The following is an 18,542-nucleotide window of genomic DNA, read 5'->3' as shown; positions in this document are numbered from 1 at the left end:
ACCGCCCTCCCCGCCACCACCGGGCGGAGGGCGGGCAGGACCACCGCCTCACCCCAGCCGCCCTCCTCCGGCCGCCCCTACTGCGGGGTGGCCGCGGCGTGAGCGCTCTTCTTGCGTGCGCGGTAGGCGGCCGCCTTGATCTTGTTGCCGCAGGACTCCATGCCGCACCACTGCCGCCGCATGCCCCGGGAGCGATCGGTGTAGACGCATGCCCCGGAGCGATCGGTGTAGATACGGGTGCACTCGGGATTAAGGCTCGTCCGTGTGCTCCCGGTCGGAGCGCAGCCGGATCTCGCGGCCCTGCCAGCGTCTGCGCAGCCAGCGGTCGTGGCTGGCCAGGACGATCGCGCCGGGCCCGGTGCCCAGGGCGGCCTCCAGCTCGTCGCACAGTCGCGGGGACAAGTGGTTCGTGGGCTCGTCGAGCAGCAGCAGCTCAGGTGGACGCGCCACCAGGAGCGCCAGCGCGAGCCGGCGGCGCTGACCGACCGACAGCCGGCCGACCGGCTTGTCCAGATCCGCCTCGTGCAGCAGACCCAGCGAGCCCAGTGGGACCGCCTCCGCCCGCTCGGCGCCGAGCGAGCGCGCGTAGGTCTCGCGCCCGGTCCGGTCGGGCCGGCCGAACACGGTGTCCTGGGCCAGCAGACCCACCGTCAGCCCCTGCCGCCTCCTTACGTCTCCCTCGGCCGCGAGCCGCCCGGCGAGCACGGACAGCAGCGTCGATTTGCCCGCACCGTTGCCTCCCGTGACGAGGAGGCGCTCGGTCGCCGGTACGTCCAGGCACGCGACGGCCAGCCGGCCCGGCACCCGCACATCGCGCAGGGAGACGAGGGCGTCGTCCACCGACTCCCCGCCGAGCGGCCTCCCGCCCACCGACTCCCCGCCGAGCGGCCTCCCGTCGAGCGCGGTGACGGCCAGCACGGTGCCGTGGAAACGCAGCGGCTGCGGCGGCTCACCGACCCGCCTGCGCTCCAGCCCGTCCAGCCTGCGGGTGGCATTGCGCACCCGTCGGGAGATCTGGCTCTGCACCCGGCCGCCCCGGTGGCCATATCCCATCTTCTCGTTGTCGCGCCGCTCCCGGTCGGGCGCAACGCGGTGCGCGGTCACCCCGGCCGAGTGGCGCAGCGCCGCCAGCTCCTCCTGCTCCTCGGCGTACCGCCGTTCCCAGCGTTCCCGCTCGGCGCGCTTCTCGGCCAGGTAGGCGCTGTAGTTGCCGCCGTAGCGGACCGGGCCGTCCATGGCCGGATCGAGGTCGATCAGATCCGTGCACACGGCGTCGAGGAAGGCCCGGTCGTGGCTGGCCACCACGACGACCCCGGGCAGGCCGCGCACCTGCTCCTCCAGGAACGCGGCGGCGCCGTCGTCGAGATGGTTGGTCGGCTCGTCCAGCAGCAGTGCCGAAGGACGCCGGACCAGCAGGGCGGCCAGCGCCAGGCGACCGCGCTGCCCGCCGGAGAGGGAGCCGAGCGTCCGGTCGTGCCGGAACGCGCCGAGGCCGAGCCCGTCGAGCACGATCGCGGCACGCCGGTCCGCGTCCCAGACCTCCCGCTCCTGGGCCTGTTCGAGCCGCCGGCCGTACGCGTCGAGCAGCTCGGCGTAGCCGGGGGAGTCCTGCGGGACGTGGGCGAGCCGCTCGGTGAGACGTTCGAGCTCGGCCAGGTCGTCGCGGGCCTCGCGCAGGGCTTCGTCCAGCACGTCGGCGATCGTCGACGCGTCGTCGAACGGCATCTCCTGGTGCAGGAAGCCCAGGTCGGCCGGGCGCGTGACGGTCCCGGCATCGGGTTCGTCCACGCCGGCGAGCAGGCGCAGCAGCGTCGACTTGCCGACGCCGTTCTCCCCGATCAGCCCGATGCGGTGGCCGGGGGAGGCGGTGAGGGAGACGCCGTCGAGGACCCGTTTGGTCCCCAGGGTGCGGACGACGTCGGATGCGAGCAGGGCCGGTCGAGACATGGTGGTCCACCTGACGTGATCAGTGTTCGGCCCGCCGGGTGGTGACCCACCTCGGGCGCGGGCCCGGTCGGCACGTCAGCGGCTCACACCTCGGGCGCCCCCGTCTCCGTCAGCTCACCGCCGGCCAGCCGCAGCCACCGGGCCACACCGATCCGGGCCAGAAAACGCTTGTCATGGCTGACCACCACGAACGCCCCCCGGTACGAGCCCAGCGCGCTCTCCACCTGGCCCGCGCCGACCAGGTCGAGGTTGTTCGTCGGCTCGTCCAGGAGCAGCAGCTGCGGAGCCGGTTCGGCGCACAGGACACAGGCCAGGGTGGCGCGCAGCCGCTCGCCGCCGGACAGCACCCCGACGGGCAGATGGGCCCGGGGACCCCGGAAGAGGAAGCGGGCGAGCAGGTTCATCCGCTCCGCCTCCGGCCGGTGCGGCGCGAACGCGGTGAAGTTCTCGGCGACGGTACGGTCCGGGTCCAGCAGGTCCAGCCGCTGCGAGAGGTAGGCGATCCGGCCGTCGGCCCGCTTGATCTGCCCGCTGTCCAGGCCGAGTTCGCCGTTGAGCAGCCGCAGCAGTGTGGTCTTGCCGGAGCCGTTGGGACCGGTCAGCGCGATGCGTTCGGGGCCCCGGACGGTCAGGACGACGCCCGGCTCGGCGAACACGGCGCGTCCGCCGTGGCGGACCTGCATGTGTTCGCCGAGGACGAGCGTGCGTCCGGCGGGCACATCGGTGTCCGGCAGATCCAGCGTGATGCGCTGCTCGTCGCGCAGGGCGCGCCCCGCCTCGTCCAGCCGGGCCCTGGCCTCGCTGACCCGGGAGGCGTGCAGCTGCCCCGACCGGCCCGCGGACTCCTGGGCGCCTCGCTTCATGTTCCCGGCGAAGATGCGCGGCAGGCCCGCACTCTTGAGGTTGCGGGCGGCATTGCTGGCGCGGCGCTCGGCGCGTTCGCGGGCCTGCTGCATCTCCCGCTTCTCCCGCTTCAGTTCCTGTTCGGCGTTGCGGATGTTCTTCTCGGCGACCTCCTGCTCGGCCTGCACGGCCTCTTCGTACTCGGTGAAGTTGCCGCCGTAGAAATGCAGTTCGCCGCGTTCGAGCTCGGCGATGCGCTCCATGCGGTCGAGCAGCGCCCGGTCGTGGCTGACCAGCAGGAGGCAGCCGCTGAAGTCCTCCAGCACGTCGTAGAGCCTGTGACGGGCGTCGAGGTCGAGGTTGTTGGTCGGCTCGTCGAGCAGCAGTACGTCGGGCCGCTTCAGCAGCTGGGCCGCCAGACCGAGCGAGATGACCTGGCCGCCGCTGAGTGTGCTCAGGCTCCGGTCGAGCGTGAGATCGGCGAGGCCGAGCCGGTCCAGCTGGGCCCGGGTGCGTTCCTCGATGTCCCAGTCGTCACCGATGGCCGTGAAGTGTTCCTCGCTCACGTCCCCGGACTCCACGGCGTCCAGGGCCCGGATCACCGCGGCGACTCCCAGGACCTCGGCCACCGTGAGATCACCGGTCAGGGGAAGGGTCTGCGGGAGATGGCCGAGCGTGCCGCCCATGGACACGGACCCGGTGCCGGGCCGCAGCTCACCGGCGATCAGCCTGAGCAGGGTGCTCTTGCCGGAGCCGTTGGGCGCGACCAGGCCGGTCCGGCCACTGCCCAGGGTGAAGGACAGGTCCTCGAAGACCGGGGTGTCGTCGGGCCAGGTGAAGGACAGGTTGGAGCAGATGACGGAGGCGTCGGACATGGAGAGACCTCGAATGAGATACGGGCAGGCAGAGACTGGTGCCCGGGACATGGAAGAAAGGGACGACGAAACGGCCACGACGGCGATGCTCCTGGGCATCCGCCGGTGGCCTGACAGATCGGGGTATCACCCCGAGATGTCGTCGTCACCCACCATGTCTGGTCTCCTCAATGCATGATCGACTCGATATGTGATCAATGCTCTCGCGAGCCTAACAGGCCTCGGGGGCTGTGAGGGCCTGTCCGGCGGGTCAGAGTCGGGCAGGCCTGGTAGGGCTTTGTCACGTGTCTGGGCAGGCGGTGGTTGTGGTGGTTTCCCGCTGGTATGAGGGCGGATTAACTCGCTTTGTGCCGTGGCCGGTTGGAGGAGTTCGTTCGGGAGGTGTTCGCGCCGCCGGCACGTGCTGACCAGCGGGTGAAGGGCGAGCTGTATCTGAGAGGTCTGTTGCTGGACGGGCGGCGGAAGTCGATGCAGCCGATGGCCGGGCGCCTGGGGGTGGACCATCAGCGGTTGCAGCAGTTCATGACGTCCTCGACCTGGCCGGTGGGCACGGTCCGCGTGGGGTTGGCCCGCCGTGCGGTCGGGGTGGTGCGTCCGCAGGTGTGGGTGGTGGACGACACCGGCTTCCCCGAGGACGGAGTGTCCTCGCCCGGGGTGGCCCGGCAGTACTCCGGCACCCTGGGCAAGGTCGGTATCTGCCAGATCGGCGTCAGCGTCCATGCCGCCTCCGACACCGCATCGTGTCCGCTGTCGTGGCGGCTGTTCCTGCCCCACAGTTGGGACGGCCCAGAAGCAGCGGGCCGGCGGGCGCACTGTCGGATCCCCGAAGAAGAACGTCACCGGCCGAAGTGGCAGCTCGCGCTGGACATGCTCGACGGGTTGGCAGCGGTCTGGCTGCGGCCCGCGGTGCTGGTCGCGGATGCCGGTCACGGCGTCCGCCGCTACATCATCTGGCGGAACAACCACGCCGCCGACGAACGCCTCCGCGAGGTCGTGAACAGGGCGAACACTGCTGGAAACGGCTTTAGTTGAGCTTCACACGCCCCATCAAGTACTCAATCTCAAAGACGGGCGCCACTCCTGCCACGTCGAGTTCCCCCTCAACATCGCCGTCATCCTCGGAGTGGTAGCGGACAACCGCCCCGGGAAAAGCGGTGGCGACCCGCTCGACCAACTGCTCCACTCCCTCTGCGGTGATGAACAGGAAACCGTCGTTCTCCACCAGGACGTCGATGTCCTCCTCACCCAACGAGCATCGCGCGTCGTCCCGGGTCAGCCAGGTACCGGAGGCTGTACGCCCCCACACTGACACTGTGCGGCCGAGCTCTGTGTGCTGCCCGCAGTCCTCGCCCCAGATCTCGTCGTGGATCTCCACCCGCGCGCCTTCGAACATCGCCATGGGCCAACTGTCGCAGCACTTCGCCGGCGCCGGATCCGAACCATCCGCAACGGACGACCCTCCTCATCGCCGGGATCGCGTCGGCCAGGACCGGACCCCGACCGTCTCGTCGCGAACTACAGGGCGAACGTTGCCTGATGCGGCACCAGCCGGGGCTAGGTTGGACCGATCGGCATGCAATCCCCCTGGAAAGGGACGTGAATCCGTATGACCGTCGTCTCACAAGCCCCGGCCCAAGTCCCGACTCAAGCCCCGGCCCAAGGCCGTGCCGCCCGGTTGGTGGGGCGGACCCCCGCCGGGGTGCGGCCGTATCTGGAGTTGCTGCGGCTGGACCGGCCGGTGGGGGCCTGGCTGCTGGTGGTGCCCGGATGGATAGCCCTGGGAGCGCTCGCCGGGCCCCGGGACGGGGGCCTGCTCGGGCTGCTGCTCCTGGTGTACGGGGTGCTGTCGAGAGGGGCCGCCTGCGGGCTGAACGATGTGCTGGACGCGCGGTTCGACGCACAGGTGCCGCGTACGGCGGGGCGGCCCGTCGCCTCCGGGCGGCTGGCGGCCGGGCGGGCACTGGTGCTGTGTGTCGTGGTGGGGGCCGTCGCTCCGCTGGTGATGGGGTTCTGGAGTGTGGAGGCCGTGGTGTGGGCGGCGGCCGGGGCGCCCCTCGCGGCGGTGTATCCGTATATGAAGCGGGTCACCCACTGGCCGCATGTGTGGCTGGGGATCACCATCAACTGGACGGTGCCGCTGGTGTACCGCCTGCTCACCGGAGGGCTCGGGCTCGGGGGCGGGGTGCTGTACGGGGCGCTGATCTGCTGGGCCGTGGGGACGGACGTGATCTACGCCTGCCAGGACCGGGAGGCCGATGTGCGGGCCGGGGTGCGGTCGGCCGCCGTGCTGCTGGGGCGGCGTAGCCGGGTGGTGGTGGGCGGCGTGTACGCGGGGTGTGTGGTGCTGCTCGCCTGGTTCGGGATCGTGGCCGGGCTCGGGTCGCTGTACTGGCCCGGACTGTGCGTGGTCGCGGGGCAGTTGGGATGGCAGGTATGGCGGGCCGACCCTGCGGATGTCGGAGCCTGCGGGCGGGCGTTCGGCACCAATCCTCTGTGCGGACTGCTCATCCTCGTGGCCGTGCTCGCCGGGCGGGTCGGTACCCTCGGCTGAGGTACACGGATCCTGGAGGTGCTGGTGGGACTGCGGGAACGGATCGCGGCGGAACTCACGGCGACCATGCACGGCGGGGATCTCAAGCTGGAGCGGTACGCGGGGCCGCCCGGTGATCCCGGGCTGTTCGGGATCGAGCCGGGGGATCCGGTGTGGCGGGTGCACGGGCAGGCCACCGGGATGCTCACCGGCGGGTTCGCCGCGCTCATGCTCCAGTCGCTGCATCCGCTGGCCATGGCGGGGGTCGACCAGCACTCCGACTTCCGCGCCGATCCGGTCGGGCGGCTGAACGGAACCGTACGGTTCATCACCACGACCACCTTCGGCTCCTCGGCCGCCGCCCGCGAGGTGATCGACCTCGTCCGGCGGATCCACACCCGGGTGCACGGCACCGCCCCCGACGGCCGGCCGTACCGCGCGGACGACCCCGACCTGCTCACCTGGGTGCACACCGCCGAGGTACGCAGCTTCCTCGCCGGCCACCAGACCTACGCACCCCGGCCGCTCCGACTGACCCCCGCCGAGTGCGACGCCTACTACCGCCAAGCCGCCCCCGTGGCCGAGGCGTTGGGCGCACGGAACGTACCGCGCACGTCCCTCGAAGCCGAACGGTACCTGGCTCGCCTCCGTCCCCAACTCCACGCCACTCCGGCCGCGTTGGACTCGGTACTGTTCCTCCGCCGCTTCGGACGCACACCACGGGAGCGGCTGGTCGTAAGCCTGCTCACGAACGCCTCGGTCGGGCTCCTCCCCGACTGGGCCCGCACCGAACTCGGCATCCACCGCCCGGCCCCTGTCCGCACCGGCTGGGACCGGCCCCTGGCGACGGCCGTCGGACGCACCCTCCAGTGGGGGCTCGGGCCCTCCCGGATCCAGGCCGCCGCACGGGGGCGGCTGGCGGGGGCGCGGCAGGGATGACGTCGAGATCTTCGAGGCGTCCGGCAGCAGCATGCTTCGGTGGAGGGGAACCGGCGGCTCACCGGGTTTCATGACCGGGCGCGGTCAGGCTTCCGCCCCCGCCCCCTGGGCCCTGTCGTCGAACTCCCGCCTGCGCCGCGACGCCATGCACAACGTACGCCTGTTGATCATGTGAAGCCCTCCGTGCGTGTCGAAGAAGCATGGGAGCGATTCCGGGAAGGTGTCCCCGAGGCGGACCGGGACGGCGACCTCGTCGGGGCGTACGCGCGCCTCATGGAGCACCCCGACCCGGACGTACGGGCCAAGGCCGCGACCGACTGGTGCGCCTGGGAGGACGCGGTCCTCTCCGCGGAGCCGTACGGCTCGCCCAACCCGTACGGCGACAGGCCGCCCCGGGCCATGCTGGGGTTCGTACGGATCTGCTCGCACTACTTCGCCCATGGGGCCTGGCTGGAGGAGGGCCAGCTGATCCGCGACGCGGGACGCCTGGCAGGCATCCCCGGCGTCCTGATCCACGGCCGCCTCGACATCAGCGGACCGCTCGACACGGCCTGGGAACTCGCCCACGCCTGGCCCGGCGCGGAACTCGTGGTCATCGAGAACTCGGGACACAAGGGCAGTGCCGCCATGAGCGCGGCGCTGTACGCGGCGTTCGAGCGCTTCGCGCGGCAGTAGCCTCGCGAAGCCATGGGAAGCAGCAGTACGGGCTTCACCCCAGGAACGCGGCAACGGTTGCCACGAACCGGTCCGCGTCGTCGACCCAGGGGCAGTGACCGGCCCCTGGCTGAACGGTGAGTACGGCATCGGGGAACAACTCGGCGGCCTCGGCCACCGACCGAGGGGGACTGTTCACGTCAAACTCACCGGCGAGCAGCAGGACGGGGGCCTCGAAGCCGGCGAGCGCCGCACGCGTGGCATCCGGCGTGAAGGCCCCTTCGGCCGCGAAGAGCGCGGCAGCCTCCTCGTTGTCCGGCCGGCTCGCCGCTCGGTGCTGCTGCGCCGCGGCGTCCCAACGGCCGCAGAAGAAGGGGCTGATGGCCTCCCAGTCGCTGCCGGTGCCCTCGGTGATCGCCTCCAGGGCGGCGAACGCCGCCGGGAACCACGGCTCGTTCCTGCGGAGCTGTGCGAGCTCACGTCGCATCTCCCCGGTGATCGCGATTCCGAGGGCCCGGGTGCCGGGGGCGATCAGGGCGAGCCTGCCGACATTCTTCGGGTCACGCGCCGCGTACTGCGTCGCGAGGTTCGCTCCCGCGGAGTGGCCGAGCAGGTCGATTTGGGGGAGTCCGAGGTGTGTGCGCAGGGCCTCGACGTCCTCGACGAGGCGGTCGCAGCGGTAGGAGGAGGCGTCCTCGGGGATCGCGGACCGCCCGGTGCCGCGAAGGTCCAGGACGATCAGCCGGCGGTGCGCCGACAGGCCGCCGAGGTCACCGAGGTAGCGGGAGTCCGCGGGGCCTCCGGGGACGCAGACGAGCGGGTCGCCGTCCCCGTCGCCGTGTACGCGGTAGGCGAGCCGGGTTCCGTCAGGTGCGAAGAAGGTGGGCATGGCATGCACCTTGTCAGTCATAACCATGTTGTACAACCCGGTTATGTCTGACAGGGGTCCGGAGGTATATAACCGATTCATGGCAGGCGAAGAGAGCGCGCACCGGATTGGCGAGGAGCCGACCGAAGCGCTGACCGAGGAACAGGCCGGGCGGATGCTCGCCGGCATGAACGAAGTCATCCGCGCAGGCGAGGAGATGCGGAGGCTGCGCGCCGAAATGATCAAGCTGTTCATCGGCTTGGGCTGGACGCAGGAGAGGATTGCCCGGCTCGCGGCCCTGAGTCAGCCCGCCGTGTCCAAGCAGGTGGCGAAGTACCGGATGGACGACCCGCCGCCTCCGATGGAGCTCTCCCTGGACCAGCAGGACGTCCCATGGCTCGAAGGACGCCTGTGGGCCCTTGCCGAGGAGATCTCGGAGACCCTCCGCGACACCGCCCGCTGCACCCGCTGCGTCGATGCCATCGCCCGGGGGAGGAAGCGCTTCACGCCCGAGAACGTCGACGAGCTGCGCCGCCTCGTCGAGGAGGACCTGAGGCTGCACCGGGCGACGATGCCCGTCGGCTACCAGGACGCGTACGACAGGATCAGCCGCGGCCTCGACGTCCCCTCGAAGACCACCGCCATCGCCACCGCATCGGCCTCCGTGCGCCGCGCCCTCGCACACCGGATCCAGCGCGACCGGCTCAGGGAAGACGCCTGATCCGCGCAGCAGCCCGATCCTCCGGTAGACGCACGCGTATGGAGTTGAGCGTTGCGGCTATGGTTCGTCTCGCCGGGCGGCAGTTGACTGATCGGCATGACGAACACACAGAACGACCAGCAGAACGACCAGCAGAACAACCAGCAGAACGGAACGAGGACGACCTTGGTGATCGGTGGTACCGGCAAGACCGGGCGCCGTGTGGCCGAGCGGCTCACCGCACAGGGGCTGCCGGTGCGTGTGGGATCCCGCAGCGGCGAACCGCCCTTCGTGTGGGAGGACCCCAGCACCTGGGAGGCGGCGATCGAGGGCGTCGGAGCCGTTTACGTCACCTACTACCCCGACCTCGGGTTCCCGGGGGCCGCCGAGGCCGTCGGGGCCTTCTCCGAGCTCGCCGTGAAGAAGGGCGCCCGCCGCCTGGTACTGCTCTCCGGACGCGGTGAACCGGGGGCGGTGATCAGCGAGAACAAGCTCAAGGAGTCGGGCGCCGACTGGACCGTCGTACGGGCCAGCTGGTTCAACCAGAACTTCGACGAGAGCTTCTTCCTGGAGCCCGTCCTGGCCGGTGAGCTCGCGCTGCCGACCGCCGACGCCGTGGAGCCGTTCGTGGACGCCGACGACATCGCCGACGTCGTCACTGCGGCCCTCACCGACGACAAGCACATCGGCAGGACCTACGAGCTGTCCGGGCCCCGGTCGCTCAGCTTCCGCGATGTGGCCGCCGAGCTGTCGCAGGTCACCGGCCGGGAGATCACGTACATCCCGGTCACCCTCGACGACTACCGGGCGGGGCTGCGGGAGAACGGGCTGCCGGTCGAGTTCGCCGACCTGTTCGGCCCGATCCTCGACGGGCGCAACGCCCGCGTCGTCCACGGTGTGGAGGAGGTCCTCGGCCGCGAGCCGCGTGACTTCTCCGTCTTCGCGAAGGATGCCGCCGCCACCGGCATCTGGAACGTCTGACAACGCCCGGCAACGTCTGACAGCGTCTGAGGACGTCGAGGGACGTCCGGGGACTTCTGATACGGATTCGACCCGGCACCACGCCCTCAAGCCGAATGGGGATCACCACATGGACGTGCTCACCGGGCTCCTGGACGGGCCCAAGGCGCGTGGCGCCTTCCTGCTCAAGTCCGTTTTCAACCCGCCCTGGTCGCTCCGTGTCGAGGACCGCGCCCCGATCTCCCTGGCCACCATGGTCCACGGCGAGGCCTGGGTGATGCCCGACCACGGAGTCCCGGCCCGCATAGGCCCCGGCGACGTCGCCGTGTTGCGGGGCCCCGACCCGTACACGATCGCCGACGCGCAGGACACCCCCGTCCAGATCACCGTCGGTCCGGATCAGCGCTGCGGCACCGGCGACGGCGAGGACGTCACCGACAGCATGGCCCTGGGGGTGCGCACCTGGGGGGACCCGATCGGCCAGGGCTCGTCCGTCATGCTCAGCGGCACGTACCAGGGGCCCGGCGAGATCGGCCGCCGTCTGCTGGGTGCCCTGCCCGCCCTCCTGGTGCGGCCCGCCGCCCTCGGCGACTCCCCGCTCGTACCTCTGCTGGCCGAGGAGATCGGCCGCGACGAGCCGGGCCAGGAGCTGGTCCTCGACCGCCTTCTCGACCTGCTCTTCGTCAGTGTGCTGCGCGCCTGGCTCGCCGAGCCGGACGCCGGCGCGCCGGCCTGGTACCGCGCCCGGTCCGACCCCAGGGTGGGGCCCGCACTGCGTCTTCTGCACGAACATCCGGCCCACGCGTGGACGGTGGAGTCGCTGGCCCGCAAGGTCGGTGTCTCCCGGGCGGGCCTCGCCCGCCGCTTCGCCGAGGTGGTGGGGGAGCCGCCGATGACCTACCTGGCCACCTGGCGTCTCACCCTGGCCGCCGACCTGCTGCGCGAACCGGACGCCACGGTGGCCGCGGTCGCGCACCAGGTCGGCTACAGCAGTGCGTTCGCGCTGAGTTCGGCCTTCAAGAGGGTGCGGGGAGTCAGTCCGCAGGAGTACCGGAGGAGCGGCGCCTCGCAGATCGTCCTGCCCCCGGCGACACCGTCCCGGACGGTGGTGCTGGGCGGCTGACGGTCCGGGCCGCACGCGTCACGCCTCGCCGGACGTCCGGGCGGCCACCCGTGATTTCCATGCTCGCGCCCCATTCCCATGCTTGTGCCTCGCGCGAACGACCGAATTCCACAGTGAGGACGCTCTGATGACCACTGATTCCCCGCACATTCCGCTCGCGTCGCAGGCGCCGTCGCCCCGGCCGAGCAGAGCCGCGGGCATTCTGCTGGTGATGTCCGTCATCACCGTCGGTCTGATGGCGGTCTGTTCTTCGCCTTCGACGTGTCGGTCATGCCCGGCCTCGCCCGTACCGACGACCGCCTGTACGCGGAGGCCATGCAGAACTTCAACCAGGTGATAGACACCAGCGGCCTGTTCGTGCTGATCTTCCTCGGCGCGCTCGCCGTGACGGTGGCCGTTGCCGTCATCGAGTACCGCAGGGGACGTCGTACGGTCGCCCTGTGGGCGGGTGTCGCCGCCGTGCTCTACGTGGTGGCGCTGCTGGTCACGTTCTCCGTCAACATCCCCCTGAACAACGAGCTTGCCGCGATCGGTGACCCGGCGAAGGCCCGCGACCTGTCGGTCGTCGACAAGTTCAAGGGGGTCTGGGAGACGACCAACATCATGCGCACCCTGCTGTGCACCGCCGCCCTGGGCTGCCTGGCGTACGGCCTGAGAGTGCAGGGCCGCGGATGGGCCGGTGTCCCGGACTGATCGTCCGGCGGCGGCGCAGGTGCCCGTCGGTATCTGCTCCCGAACGACGGGTCCGCACAGGCGAGAGCCCCCCACCGGTGCGCGGTGCGGGGTTCTCGGTCCGGGGTCTCGGCCGGGGTTCTCGGTCCGGGCGGTGCCACGGTCGCTACGAGCCCGTGGAGTCCGGGGCGTCGACGGCGATGGCTCCGGCGGGGCAGAGGCCGACGGCCATGCGGGCGGCGGCCCGGTGCTCGGGGGCCGGTGCGGGGTGCAGGAGCACCACCAGGCCTTCCTCGTCGTCCTGGTCGAAGACCTCGGGAGCCGTCAGGGCGCACATGCCGGCACCGGCGCAGCGGTCACGGTCGACGCTGAGACGCAACAGCTCTCGTGGGTCGCTCATGGGTCTACTCCTTGTCCCAGGTGACGGGCAGGCTGATCACGCCATAGATGTTGGAGCGGTCGCGCAGCGGCACCTCCTGCGGCGGCACCGCGAGGCGCAGGGTGGGGAAGCGGGCGAAGAGTGCCGGGAGCGCGACGGTCATCTCGACGCGGGCGAGCTGCTGGCCCAGGCACTGGTGGACGCCGTGGCCGAAGGCCAGGTGCCCGGTGGCCTTGCGGTGGATGTCGAGCCGGTCGGGGTCGGGGAACTTGTGCGGGTCGCGGTTGGCGGCCTGCACGGAAACGGTCACCGTCTCACCCGCTCCGATGAGTTGGCCCTCCACCTCGACGTCGTCGAGCGCCGACCGCAGCAGCGGGTCGGCCACGCTGAGGTAGCGCAGCAGCTCCTCCACGGTCTGCTCGGCGAGGCCCGGGTCGGCTCGCAGCGCGTCCAGCTGGTCGGGATTGCTGAGCAGGGCGAAGGTCCCGAGGGCAAGCATGTTCGCGGTGGTGTCGAGCCCGGCGGCGAGGAGCAGCCCGCCGATTCCGGCCAGCTCCTCGTCGGTGAGGTCGGAGGTGGTGAGATCGCTGAGCAGGTCGTCGGTGGGCTCGGCGCGCTTGGCGAGGACCAGTTCTCCCAGGTACTGGAGCAGCGCCATATAGGCCTCGCCCTTCGACTCGGCATCCGCCGTCTGGTCGAAGAGGGTCGCCACATGGCTCTGGAAGCGCTCCCGGTCGGTGTACGGCACGCCGAGCAGCTCGCAGATCATGAGCGCGGGCAGGGGCTGCGCGAACGCCTCCACCAGGTCGACCGCGGGCCCGGCCTGCTCCATGGCGTCCAGGCACTCGGTCGTTAACTGCTCGACGCGCTCGGTGAGTCGGCGCATCCTGCGGACGGTGAACTTGCCGGTGAGCAGGCGCCGGTAGCGGGTGTGCTCGGGGGCGTCGAGGCCGATGATGTCGCCGACCGGCGCCGGCGGCAGCTCGCCCGACACGCCCGTTATCGGCATCGGCAGGTGCAGGAGTTCGTAGCGTGAGCTGAAGCGCGGGTCGGCCAGGATCGCGCGGGCCGCGGCATGGCCGGTGACCAGCCGGCCCACGTGCCCGTCGGCGTAGCGCATGCGGCGCATCGGCTCGTCGCTCAGGGCGGTGAGTTCGGCGGGCGGGTCGAAGGGGCAGCCGGTGCGCCGGTCGGTGGGCAGGGTGGGCGGTTCTTCGGCGGTGATGTCGTCGGTGGTGATGCCGGCGGCCGTCGGGTCGTACGACATGGGGTCCTTCCGTGGTCGTGGGGCGAGGTGCGGCTGGGGTGGCTCGGTGAAGTGGTCTGAGAGGAGCGGGGGTTACCGCTTGGCGTCGACCTCGAAGGGGCGGAGGTCAACGCTTGCCGATGGTCCTGAAGGCGCGGAGGTCAACGCTTGCCGATGGTCCTGAAGGCGCGGAGGTCAACGCTTGCCGATGGTCCTGAAGGCGCGGAGGTCAACGCTTGCCGATGGTCCTGAAGGCGCGGCGCGCCCACACGTAACCGACCAGGGAGAGCCCCACGCACCAGGCAAGGCCGATGACCGCGCTGGAGCCGATCTCGGTGCCGAGCCACAGGCCGCGCAGCGTCTCGATGATCGGAGTGAAGGGCTGGTACTCGGCGAACCAGCGCAGGCCGGTGGGCATGGAATCCGTCGGCACGATGGCGCTGCCGAGGAACGGCAGGAACGTCAGCGGCATCGGGATGTTGCTGGCGCTCTCCACGTTCTTGGCGATCAGGCCGATGCCCGCGGACAGCCAGGTGAGTCCGAGTGTGAGCAGGGCGAGCAGACCGATGGCGGCGACCCACTCGACGGGTGTCGCGCTGGGGCGGAAGCCCATCAGGAGGGCGACGCCGATGACGAGCGCGATGCTGGTCATCGTCTGGATCACGCCACCGACGACATGGCCGGTCAGGAACGAGGCCGGGGAGATCGGCATCGTACGGAAGCGATTGACGATGCCCTCGGTCTTGTCGGCGCATACGCTGATCGCGATGGTCAGGGCGCCGGAGGTGGCGGCCATCAGGATGATGCCGGGCGCCAGGTAGTCGATGTAGTCGCCGCTGCCGGTGGGCAGTCCGCTGATGCCGGTGCCCAGAGCGCGGCCGAACACGTAGTTGAACAGCAGCAGCATCATGATGGGCATGATGACGACGGTGAGCGTCAGGGACGGGTAGCGCAGGGCCTTCTTGAGGCTGCGCCGCAGCATCGTCCGGGAGTCCTGGGCGGCGTAGGACATGGTGGCCATCAGACGTTCTCCTCGGGCGATGCGGTGGTGTCGGCGGGGCGGGGCTGACCGGTGAGGGCCAGGAAGACGTCGTCGAGGTCGGGGGTGTGCACGGTGAGCGACTCGGCCCGGACGTCGGTGGACTCCAGGGTGTCGAGGACGGCACGCAGGGTGGGGATGGAGCCGTCGCTGGGGATCTGCAGGGTGAGGGATTCCTCGTCGCGCATGGCGATGCCGAAGATGTCCGCGGCGGTGTCCAGCTCGTGGGCGTCGGCGAACCGCAGCCGGATGTGGCCGCCGGGGATGCGCTGCTTCAGCTCGTCGGCGGTGCCCTCGGCGATCAGCCTGCCGTGGTCCAACACGGCTATGCGGTCGGCGAGTTGGTCGGCCTCGTCGAGGTACTGGGTGGTCAGGAAGATGGTCACGCCGTCGTCGGCGACCAGGCTCCGGATGATCTCCCACATGGTGCGCCGGCTGCGCGGGTCGAGTCCGGTGGTGGGCTCGTCGAGGAAGATGACCCGCGGATCGCCGACCAGGGTCATCGACAGATCCAGCTTGCGCCGCATGCCGCCGGAGAAGGTGACGGCGGTCTTGCCCGCCACCTCGGTCAGGTCGAAGCGGCGCAGCAACTCCTTGGCCCGCCGCTTGCCCTCGCGCCGGTCGAGGTGGTGCAGATCCGCCATGAGGAGCAGGTTCTCCTCGGCGGTCAGCAGATTGTCGACGGCCGAGAACTGGCCGGTGACGCCGATCACGGAGCGCACCGCGTCGGCGGCGCCGGTCAGATGGTGACCCGCGACCCGGGCCTCGCCCGCGTCGGCGTCGATGAGCGTGGAGAGGATCTCCACGGTGGTGGTCTTGCCTGCGCCGTTGGGCCCGAGCAGGGCGAAGACGGTGCCCTCGGCGATGCTCAGGTCGATGCCGTCGAGCACGACCTTGTCGCCGTAGGACTTGCGCAGTCCGGTGGCGGTGATCGCCGACGCCGTCGCGTTCTTGGCGGTCGGCGCGGACGTCTGGGTGGTGGTCATACCGCTTTCCTTTCGAGGGCGGGGAGTTGGGGGTGAGCGGGGTCAGGCACGGCGGATGACGATGTCGCCGACCGAGGTACGGGCGTGCACCTCGACGGTCTCGTCGGAGCCCTCGGGGCCGGCGGCGGAGTCGAGCGAACTGCGTACGGTGCCGTACTTGGCGTTCAGGTCGAGCCAGGCGGCGGTGCCCTCGTGGATGCCCACTTCGAGGTCGCCGACGGAGGTGCGCAGATCGATTCGGCCGCGGGTCACGTCGCCGACGCGGATGCGGCCGTTGGAGGACATTGCGTCGACCCCGGCGTGGGCGACGCCGACCTCGATCCGGCCGTTCGCGGACTTGGCGGCGACGCTGCCGTGTGCGATGCCCACGGAGATGTCGCCGTTGGCCGCGTTGGTCTTCAGACCGCCGGTGACCTCGTCGATCTCGGTCGCGCCGTTGCCGTTCTTGACGGTCGCCGCGCCGGCCACCGTGCCGACCTCGATCCGGCCCGAGCCGATGACTTCGACGTCCCCGGTCGAGCGGGCCAGGCGGATGTCGCCGTGGTCGGTCTTGAGGTCGGCGCCCGCCACCTCGTCCACCTGGAGGTCGCCGAGCGAGGTCTTGAGCGTGACCTCCCCGAAGCGGCCATCGCAGAAGAAGCCGCCCATGGCCGTGGTGCCCCGGAGATCCGACCCCGCGGGCAGTTCGACGCTCACCTCGATGGCGCCCGGCTTGCCGAACAGGGACCGCTTCTTGGGTGTCCTGACCGTGAGGCGGCCGCCCGAGCAGGTGACCTGGGTCTGCTGCACGGCGCGTACGTCGTTGTCGTCGGATCCGTTGCGCGGCAGTACCTCCACGACCGTGTCGGTGCGCTTGCCCGCGGTGATGCGGGCGGTGCCGACCTCCAGTTCGAAGGTGGCGGAGATCGGTTCGGGGGTCTCGAAAGCAGGCATGGCTGTCCCGTCCTCGTGGCTTTGTTGGGTGATCCCGCCGGTGGGGCGGGTGAAGAGTTACGTCGGCCGGATCGGCGATCCGCCGGTGAAAGTGAGGTGGGCCGGGCCGGGGCCCCAGGGTCTGTCCGACCCTGATCCAAACGAAAGGCCCTAGCGGACCCAGCCGGTGAAGCCCCGGCCGCCCGAGTCCTTGCCGCGGCCCGGCGGGGTTGCGCGCTCCCCGCCGTCGAGGGCGGTGGACACGGCTCGCACCAGCCAGGCGTTGACCGACAGGCCCTCCGCCGCCGCGGCGTTCTCGGCGCGGCTCTTGAGGTGGGCGGGGAGGCGGAAGTTGATCCGCGCCATCGCGCCGTCGTCGGTGTCCGCGGGCGGCGGTGGCGGCGCGATGGCGGCGGGGGTCGCGGCCGTCGTCTGCGTCTCCTGGAACGGCTCGGGCGCGGGCGGCGGCGTCACCACGAACTCGGGGTCGAGCCCGCGCAGCCGCACGTCGACCGAGCCGGGCGCCAGCTCCCGGGTGACCTCGCCCATGGCTGCGGACAGCGCGTTGAGCAGGGTGAGCCGGGTGGCGGACTCCAGGGGGGCGGTGAGCCGCTCGGCCAGGGCGCGGGCTTCGTCACCGCCGGCGTCCGCCGCGACGGCGAGTTCTTGGCGGAGGTTGTCGACGTAGGGCGTGAGGTCCATGACGCCATCATGGCACACGAATGGCGCCATGGCGAGCCATGTTGGCTCCTTCGTGGCGCATACGCCTCTGAGCTGGGACTTCTCTAAATCTCTGATGCGACTTGCTGCCGCTCGAATGGGGCGCGCGGCTTAGGGTGGCGCCATGGGAATGCCATCGTGGCGCCATTTGGGTGGGAGCTCTGGCGCCACCGGTGGTGTCGGGTGGCGTCGGGTGGCGTCGGGTGGTCGAGCGGGCCTTCGGCCGACTCGACCACCGCGATGCCGCCGGGCGGTCTCGCCGGGTGGTCTCGCCCGGGTCAAGTGCCTCGCCGGCCGGAGCGCGGGACCGGGCGAAGGCCGTGTCGAAGAACTGAGGAGCTGAAGAACTGGGGCGGGAACGTCTTCACCCGGGGACTTCCGTGCGCTCCCACCATTCGTAGACGGGTAGCGTCCCCTCGGCTGTTTCCTGGTGGCGCGACGTGGCCCTGAAGTGTTCGTACCCACCACGGAACGAGATCTTGATATCGGGCCCAGGTGCGGTGAGGGGGACGATCCGGTCGGGGAGATCGTCCGGGCCGCCTTCGAGTACTACTTTCGGTGCGTCGGTCATGGCGAGAGTTTCTCCGGGTGGTGGTCCGGCTCCTTCATGACGCGCCGAAGGGCTCACCGCCGCCCGCCGTGCCCCACTCCGACGGCGTGCCCGCGGCTCCCTGACGAGGTATCACCGATGCTGTCGCCCCGGGGCTCCGCCGGCGGGCCGGATACTGTCCAACTTGTTGTGAAGTCATGCGAGTGGTAACTTCGCAACAAGTTGGACAGTATTCCCCGGGAGGTGGACGGGTGCTGCAGATCCAGATCGGCGCCGAGCGCGCGGCGGACGCGGGCGACCGCCTGATGCGGACCACCCTCGGGTGGCGCCGGGGCATGAGCGAGGACGAGGCATGGGAAGCAGGCCGCGGCATCTGGAAGTTCAACGCCGACCGGGCCCTGTCGCAGGACGAGGTGCAGATCATCAACACCGAAGGCACGGTTCTCGCGGTCGCGAGGATCATCGGCATTTCCAAGCACGGTGACCGTTACGCTCTCGAAGGCGAACTCCTGCGTGACGACCCCCGCGTCGGCCGCCCCAGCAGGAGCCCGCATCTGTCCCGTAACCCCGTCACCTACATTTGACGGGCCTCATGACAC

At 70.7% G+C, this 18,542-nt stretch carries 18 protein-coding genes and 3 pseudogenes; 9 read left to right on the top strand and 12 right to left on the bottom strand.

What is annotated here, in order from left to right; translation table 11 throughout:
• Nucleotides 1-77 precede the first annotated feature (77 nt).
• The 3 genes and pseudogenes from OG520_RS42095 to OG520_RS42085 all read right to left on the bottom strand — a co-directional run.
• A pseudogene (locus OG520_RS42095) lies at nucleotides 78-251 on the bottom strand (CGNR zinc finger domain-containing protein); the annotation flags it as partial.
• Nucleotides 250-1,947, bottom strand: coding sequence for an ABC-F family ATP-binding cassette domain-containing protein (locus OG520_RS42090; RefSeq protein WP_331748633.1), 1,698 nt, complete (start codon nucleotides 1,945-1,947; stop codon nucleotides 250-252). The pseudogene OG520_RS42095 and the gene OG520_RS42090, both read right to left, overlap by 2 nt.
• A gap of 83 nt (nucleotides 1,948-2,030) precedes the next feature.
• Nucleotides 2,031-3,665, bottom strand: coding sequence for an ABC-F family ATP-binding cassette domain-containing protein (locus OG520_RS42085; protein WP_331748630.1), 1,635 nt, complete (start codon nucleotides 3,663-3,665; stop codon nucleotides 2,031-2,033).
• A 360-nt stretch (nucleotides 3,666-4,025) separates the two neighbouring features.
• Here OG520_RS42085 and OG520_RS42080 point away from each other — a divergent pair.
• Nucleotides 4,026-4,598, top strand: a pseudogene (locus OG520_RS42080) (IS701 family transposase); the annotation flags it as partial.
• A gap of 91 nt (nucleotides 4,599-4,689) precedes the next feature.
• On the opposite strand, the gene OG520_RS42075 reads toward OG520_RS42080, so the two are convergent.
• Entirely contained in the window at nucleotides 4,690-5,064 is a 375-nt protein-coding gene (locus OG520_RS42075) for a hypothetical protein (RefSeq protein WP_331748628.1), read from the bottom strand.
• Between the two features lie 279 nt (nucleotides 5,065-5,343).
• On the opposite strand from OG520_RS42075, the gene OG520_RS42070 reads away from it, so the two are divergent.
• The 3 genes and pseudogenes from OG520_RS42070 to OG520_RS42060 form a co-directional block, all read left to right on the top strand.
• Nucleotides 5,344-6,216 carry a 4-hydroxybenzoate octaprenyltransferase gene (locus OG520_RS42070; RefSeq protein ID WP_406016744.1) on the top strand — a complete coding sequence of 291 codons (873 nt, stop codon included), beginning with the start codon at nucleotides 5,344-5,346 and terminating at the stop codon, nucleotides 6,214-6,216.
• Nucleotides 6,217-6,240: 24 nt separating this feature from the next.
• Entirely contained in the window at nucleotides 6,241-7,134 is an 894-nt protein-coding gene (locus OG520_RS42065; RefSeq protein WP_331748622.1) for an oxygenase MpaB family protein, read from the top strand.
• A gap of 195 nt (nucleotides 7,135-7,329) precedes the next feature.
• Nucleotides 7,330-7,809, top strand: a pseudogene (locus OG520_RS42060) (prolyl aminopeptidase); the annotation flags it as partial.
• Between the two features lie 34 nt (nucleotides 7,810-7,843).
• On the opposite strand, the gene OG520_RS42055 reads toward OG520_RS42060, so the two are convergent.
• The gene (locus OG520_RS42055; protein ID WP_331748619.1) at nucleotides 7,844-8,677 is read right to left on the bottom strand and encodes an alpha/beta hydrolase; all 834 of its coding nucleotides are present in this window, start codon (nucleotides 8,675-8,677) and stop codon (nucleotides 7,844-7,846) included.
• Nucleotides 8,678-8,756: 79 nt separating this feature from the next.
• On the opposite strand from OG520_RS42055, the gene OG520_RS42050 reads away from it, so the two are divergent.
• The 4 genes from OG520_RS42050 (at nucleotide 8,757) to OG520_RS42035 (ending at nucleotide 12,132) form a co-directional block, all read left to right on the top strand.
• Complete coding sequence (locus OG520_RS42050) at nucleotides 8,757-9,377, top strand: sigma-70 family RNA polymerase sigma factor (protein ID WP_331748616.1); 621 nt, start codon at nucleotides 8,757-8,759, stop codon at nucleotides 9,375-9,377.
• Nucleotides 9,378-9,473: 96 nt separating this feature from the next.
• Nucleotides 9,474-10,337, top strand: a complete 864-nt coding sequence (locus OG520_RS42045) for an NmrA family NAD(P)-binding protein (RefSeq protein ID WP_331748613.1) — start codon at nucleotides 9,474-9,476, stop codon at nucleotides 10,335-10,337.
• Between the two features lie 109 nt (nucleotides 10,338-10,446).
• Nucleotides 10,447-11,439 (top strand): AraC family transcriptional regulator, encoded by a 993-nt coding sequence (locus tag OG520_RS42040; protein ID WP_331748610.1) that lies wholly within the window; start codon nucleotides 10,447-10,449, stop codon nucleotides 11,437-11,439.
• Between the two features lie 270 nt (nucleotides 11,440-11,709).
• Complete coding sequence (locus OG520_RS42035; RefSeq protein WP_331748607.1) at nucleotides 11,710-12,132, top strand: DUF1772 domain-containing protein; 423 nt, start codon at nucleotides 11,710-11,712, stop codon at nucleotides 12,130-12,132.
• Between the two features lie 145 nt (nucleotides 12,133-12,277).
• On the opposite strand, the gene OG520_RS42030 is transcribed toward OG520_RS42035, so the two are convergent.
• The 7 genes from OG520_RS42030 to OG520_RS42000 form a co-directional block, all read right to left on the bottom strand.
• Nucleotides 12,278-12,511, bottom strand: a complete 234-nt coding sequence (locus OG520_RS42030) for a ferredoxin (protein WP_331748604.1) — start codon at nucleotides 12,509-12,511, stop codon at nucleotides 12,278-12,280.
• A gap of 4 nt (nucleotides 12,512-12,515) precedes the next feature.
• Nucleotides 12,516-13,757: a cytochrome P450 gene (locus tag OG520_RS42025; protein WP_331748601.1), complete on the bottom strand. Its 1,242-nt coding sequence runs from the start codon at nucleotides 13,755-13,757 to the stop codon at nucleotides 12,516-12,518.
• 208 nt (nucleotides 13,758-13,965) lie between these two features.
• Nucleotides 13,966-14,757 (bottom strand): ABC transporter permease, encoded by a 792-nt coding sequence (locus OG520_RS42020; RefSeq protein WP_331748598.1) that lies wholly within the window; start codon nucleotides 14,755-14,757, stop codon nucleotides 13,966-13,968.
• Nucleotides 14,757-15,761 (bottom strand): ATP-binding cassette domain-containing protein, encoded by a 1,005-nt coding sequence (locus tag OG520_RS42015; RefSeq protein WP_331748595.1) that lies wholly within the window; start codon nucleotides 15,759-15,761, stop codon nucleotides 14,757-14,759. The genes OG520_RS42020 and OG520_RS42015 overlap by 1 nt, the downstream gene beginning before the upstream one ends.
• 42 nt (nucleotides 15,762-15,803) lie before the next feature.
• Nucleotides 15,804-16,694, bottom strand: a complete 891-nt coding sequence (locus tag OG520_RS42010; RefSeq protein WP_331748592.1) for a DUF4097 family beta strand repeat-containing protein — start codon at nucleotides 16,692-16,694, stop codon at nucleotides 15,804-15,806.
• A 150-nt stretch (nucleotides 16,695-16,844) separates the two neighbouring features.
• Entirely contained in the window at nucleotides 16,845-17,375 is a 531-nt protein-coding gene (locus OG520_RS42005; RefSeq protein WP_331748589.1) for a hypothetical protein, read from the bottom strand.
• Nucleotides 17,376-17,757: 382 nt separating this feature from the next.
• Nucleotides 17,758-17,964, bottom strand: a complete 207-nt coding sequence (locus OG520_RS42000; protein ID WP_331748586.1) for a DUF5988 family protein — start codon at nucleotides 17,962-17,964, stop codon at nucleotides 17,758-17,760.
• 230 nt (nucleotides 17,965-18,194) lie between these two features.
• Here OG520_RS42000 and OG520_RS41995 point away from each other — a divergent pair, with 230 nt between their 5' ends.
• Nucleotides 18,195-18,527: a hypothetical protein gene (locus OG520_RS41995; RefSeq protein WP_331748583.1), complete on the top strand. Its 333-nt coding sequence runs from the start codon at nucleotides 18,195-18,197 to the stop codon at nucleotides 18,525-18,527.
• The last annotated feature ends 15 nt before the right edge of the window (nucleotides 18,528-18,542 follow it).

This window comes from Streptomyces sp. NBC_00984, from assembly GCF_045162475.1.
In the GTDB taxonomy this organism is placed as follows: Bacteria; Actinomycetota; Actinomycetes; order Streptomycetales; family Streptomycetaceae; genus Streptomyces.
The sequence above is the reverse complement of the archived record's forward strand: the minus strand, read 5'-3'. Positions and strand labels throughout refer to the sequence as shown.